The organism is Paraconexibacter sp. (assembly GCF_059438195.1).
Genome location: NZ_JBLKKY010000127.1, coordinates 1 through 4259, shown reverse-complemented (window position 1 = coordinate 4259; position 4259 = coordinate 1). Strand labels below are relative to the sequence as shown.

Below are 4259 nucleotides of genomic sequence, written 5' to 3'. Positions count from 1 at the left end.
CCCGTCCCCTCGCCCTCGGGCTCGCCCGGATCGGCGCCCTCGACGGGCGCCCCGCTCTCCTCGGGGGCCGCCGGGGGCGGCGGCGGGGCCTCCTCCTTCGGCGGAAGCCCCTTCTTGCGACGCTCCGCGTTGGCGCGCTCGTCGATGAGCCGGTTCGCGCCGGTGACGTAGTCACGCCAGATGACGGCGGGGAACGTGCCGCCGGCGACCGGCTTCCCCGCGAACTCGGTCTCCATCGGCGTGAAGCCCTCGGGGTACCCCACCCAGACCGCGACGGTCATGCGGTCGGTGAAGCCGACGAACCAGGCGTCGCCGTAGTTCTCCGTCGTGCCGGTCTTGCCGGCGGCGAACTCCCCGATCTGAGCGCGCTTGCCTGAGCCCTGGGTGACGACCGTCGACATGATCTGTCGCGTCGTCCGCGCGACCCCCTCGCGGAGGATGCGCCGCCGCTTCCGCTCGTTCTCGCGGACGCACGGGCCGTCGAAGAGGCTCGGCACGCAGCGGCCGCCCTCGAGCGTCTCGACCTCCTTGATCGCGACCGGGCCCTCCTCGCTCGTGCCGAGCGACCCCGTCGTCTTCACGCCCTCCTCCGCGAACGTCTCGTAGGCGTGCGCCATGTCGAGGACGGTGACCCCCTCCTCGAGGCCGCCGAGCGTCATCGCGTAGTTCTCGGAGACCTCGCTGCGGATGCCCATCTCCTCGGCGAGGTCGGCGACCTTGTCGGTGCCGATCTTGATGCCCGCCGCGGCGTAGACGGCGTTGTCGGAGTACGTGAGGCCCCGGGCGAGGGTCGACACGCCCGCGTAGGAGTCCTCGAAGTTGTTGACGACGAACTTCTCCTTGCCGTCGGTCCCGGGAACGGTGAACTCGCGCTTGCGGGACGGGAACGTCGACCCCGGACCGAGGCCCTGCTGGAGGGCCTCGGCGAGGATGAAGGGCTTGATCGCCGAGCCGGGCTGCCGCCGGCCCTGGGTCGCGAGGTTGAAGGGCTCGGAGTCGAAGTCGCGGCCGCCGACCATCGCGCGGACCTCGCCGCTGTCGTTGTCGATCGCGACGAGCGAGGCGGTCGGACCGCCCGGGTTCGAGAGGTGCTGGCCGACGACCTGCTCCGCATGGCGCTGGAGGTCGAGGTCGAGCGTCGTGCGGACCTTGATGCCGCCCTCGAAGGCACGCCGGGCGCCGAAGCGGTCGACGAGCTGCTGGCGGACCCACGCGGTGAAGTACGGGGCGCGCGACTCGACGCGCGGCGGCTCGATCTCGCCGGTCACGAGCGGCTCGGCGATCGCGCGGCGGTGCTGGACCTGGTTGATCTTCCCCTGCTCGAGCATCTTGTCGAGCACGAGGTCTCGGCGGACGCGGGCCGCGCGGGCGTTGACCTGCGGGTCGTAGCGCGACGGCGAGGCGACGACGCCGGCGAGGAGCGCCGCCTCGTGGATCTCGAGCTCCTTCGCGCAGGGCCGCTCGTTGGTGCCGCAGCCGGCGTGGTCCGGGTCGTTGCCGAAGAAGGTGCGGGCGGCCGCCTCGACGCCGTAGGCGCCGGCGCCGAAGTAGATCGAGTTGAGGTACTCGCGCAGGATCTTCTCCTTCGACCACTGGCGCGTGAGGTGGTAGGCGAGCGCGGCCTCGCGGAGCTTCTGGAAGAGCGTCCGCTGGTCCTGGGCGTCGAGCGCGTTCTTCACGAACTGCTGCGTGATCGTCGAGCCGCCCTGGCGCGCGCCGCCGCGGAGGTCGTTGACGAACGCGCGCGCGATGCCCCGGAGGTCGACGCCGCTGTTCTCGTAGAAGCGCTGGTCCTCGACCGCGATGATCGCGAACTTCATCCAGGGCGAGATGTCGGCGTCGTCCTGGAGGATGATGCGGTTCTGGTCGCTCGCCAGGAGCCCCAGCGTCCGGCCGTGGACGTCCACCATCACCGAGTTGCGCGCGCCGCCCTTCTCCCGGTACTCCGGCCGGTTCTCGAGGTCGGGGAGGTCGGCGGCGACCGCCATCATCATCCCGAAGACGGTCGAGACGAGCGCGAGGAGGCCGAGGGGGACGAGGAGGAGAAGCAGCCGCAGCCACTTCACCTTCGGACGCTCGGGGGTCCCGTCGCCCTGCGCGTCGGCGACGGCGCGGAGACGGGGACGCTTCTGGAAGGGACGGCGCGGTCTCATCGTTGCGGGCGTCCGGCGTTCGAGGAACGCCGGTGTCTCCGCGCGACACGGGTGCGCGGGCCTTCGTCCGGAGCAGGAGGCGGCAGCCGGTCCGGAAGGCGGGAAGTCTACCATCGCGCCCCATGTCCGATCCCGCCTCCGCCGCCGCGTTCCTCACCCGCAACACGGTCGCGAGCCTTCCGGAGGGAGGTCTCGAGGCCAGGCTCCGCGAGGCCGCCGAGGCAGGGCGTCCGCTGCGGGTGAAGCTCGGCCTCGACCCGACCGCGCCCGATCTCCACCTCGGGCACACCGTCGTGCTGCAGAAGCTCCGGGAGTTCCAAGACCTCGGCCACGTCGTCGTCCTCATCGTCGGCGACTTCACGGCCCGGGTCGGCGACCCGAGCGGCCGCTCGACGACCCGGCCCGCGCTCTCGGCCGAGGAGATCGACGAGAACGCGCGGACCTACCAGGACCAGGCGTTCCGGGTCCTGCGCGAGGATCCCGAGTCGCTCGAGGTCCGGTTCAACAGCGAGTGGCTCGACATGGCGATGGAGGAGCTCTTCCGGCTGGCGCGCACGACGACCGTGGCCCAGCTCCTCGAGCGCGAGGACTTCGCGACGCGCTTCGCCGAGAAGCGGCCGATCTCCGTCCTCGAGCTCCTCTACCCGCTGCTGCAGGCCTACGACTCCGTCGCCGTGCGCGCCGACGTCGAGCTGGGCGGCACCGACCAGACGTTCAACCTCCTCCTCGGCCGCGACGTGCAGCGCGCCTACGGCCATCCGGAGCAGTGCGTGCTCACGGTGCCGATCCTCCCGGGGACCGACGGCGTCGAGAAGATGTCGAAGTCGCTCGGCAACCACGTGGGGGTCACCGAGGAGCCGGGCGAGATCTACGGCCGGGTCCTCAGCATCCCCGACGACGTCATGCCGACCTGGAGGCGCCTGCTGGCGCTCGACGACCCGCCCGCGCGCGCGGGCGCGCGTGACGCGAAGCGCGCGATGGCGCGCGCTCTCGTCACGAGGTTCCACGGCGACGAGGCGGCACGGAGCGCGGAGGAGGACTTCGACCGGGTCTTCGTCGACCGCACCGCACCGCGCGAGATCCCAGAGCACGTCGTCCGGGACGCCGGCGACGTCGTGCACGTCCCGGCCGTCATCGCTGAGGCGTTCGGCCGCTCGCGCGGGGAGGCACGGCGCCTCATCGCGTCGGGCGGGGTGCGCCTGGACGGCGAGGCGCTCACCGCCGACGAGCTCGACGTCCCGAGCGCGCGCATCGACGGCGCGACCCTGCAGGTCGGGAAGCGGGCCTTCGCGCGGGTCGTCCTCGAGCGCTGAACGGCTCTGCGGCGGCCTCTTCGGAGGCCTTGCGAGCGCGGGGCAGGGGTCACGACGCACGCTCTCGCGCCTCTCGCTATATTGCCCCGGCGCCGTACGGAAGCACGCGCGGCCGGGACGCAAGACCTTGCACTCCCCGCTCGAAACGTGCTAACCTGATCGGCCCGGTGCCCGGGGGGTCCGAATTCCCCGGGCGCGTCTCTGAAGAGGAAGTCCTCCTCAGCGCGAGGCGCGGCGGTCTTTGACAACTCAACAGCATGCGCACCTTCATCCGAGAGATCGGAGTGAGGTGTGCGTCCAGGTTCGACCCATCGGTCCTTAGCCGGAACCGATGGGCCTGAGAAACAAAATCCCGTCATGTACCGGGAGCCGCCAGGTGTAAGGGGCTCCCATCAACAGGTCATGACAGCTTTTCGTGACGGTCGACCGCTTCGGCGGCCGGCCAGCAGTTCTTCACGGAGAGTTTGATCCTGGCTCAGGACGAACGCTGGCGGCGTGCTTAACACATGCAAGTGGAGCGACGAACCAGGGCTTGCCCTGGGGCAAAGCCGCGAACGGGTGAGTAACACGTGGGCAACCTGCCCTGATGATCGGGACAACTCCGGGAAACCGGAGCTAATACCGAATGTGCTCCCGGCCCATAAGGGCTTGGAGGAAAGGAAGCTTCGGCCTCCGCATCAGGATGGGCCCGCGGCCCATTAGCTTGTTGGTGGGGTAATGGCCTACCAAGGCGACGATGGGTAGCTGGTCTGAGAGGACGATCAGCCACACTGGGACTGAGACACGGCCCAGA

Annotated in this window: 2 protein-coding genes and 1 rRNA gene; 2 read left to right on the top strand and 1 reads right to left on the bottom strand. The window is 70.5% G+C overall.

Annotated features, from left to right (window positions below; translation table 11 throughout):
• The coding region (locus ACME2J_RS21985) for a transglycosylase domain-containing protein (RefSeq protein WP_495547088.1) at positions 1-2153 on the bottom strand (2153 nt) is incomplete at its 3' end.
• 122 nt (positions 2154-2275) lie between these two features.
• On the opposite strand from ACME2J_RS21985, the gene tyrS reads away from it, so the two are divergent.
• Together tyrS and ACME2J_RS21975 are read left to right on the top strand one after the other, a co-directional pair.
• Positions 2276-3466, top strand: a complete 1191-nt coding sequence (tyrS, locus tag ACME2J_RS21980; RefSeq protein WP_495547087.1) for a tyrosine--tRNA ligase — start codon at positions 2276-2278, stop codon at positions 3464-3466.
• A gap of 452 nt (positions 3467-3918) precedes the next feature.
• Positions 3919-4259 (top strand): 16S ribosomal RNA (locus ACME2J_RS21975); the annotation flags it as partial.

Excerpts from the sequence above, each read along its gene's own strand:
- tyrS (WP_495547087.1), top strand. The coding sequence starts at position 2,276 with ATGTCCGATCCCGCCTCCGCCGCCGCGTTCCTCACCCGCAACACGGTC.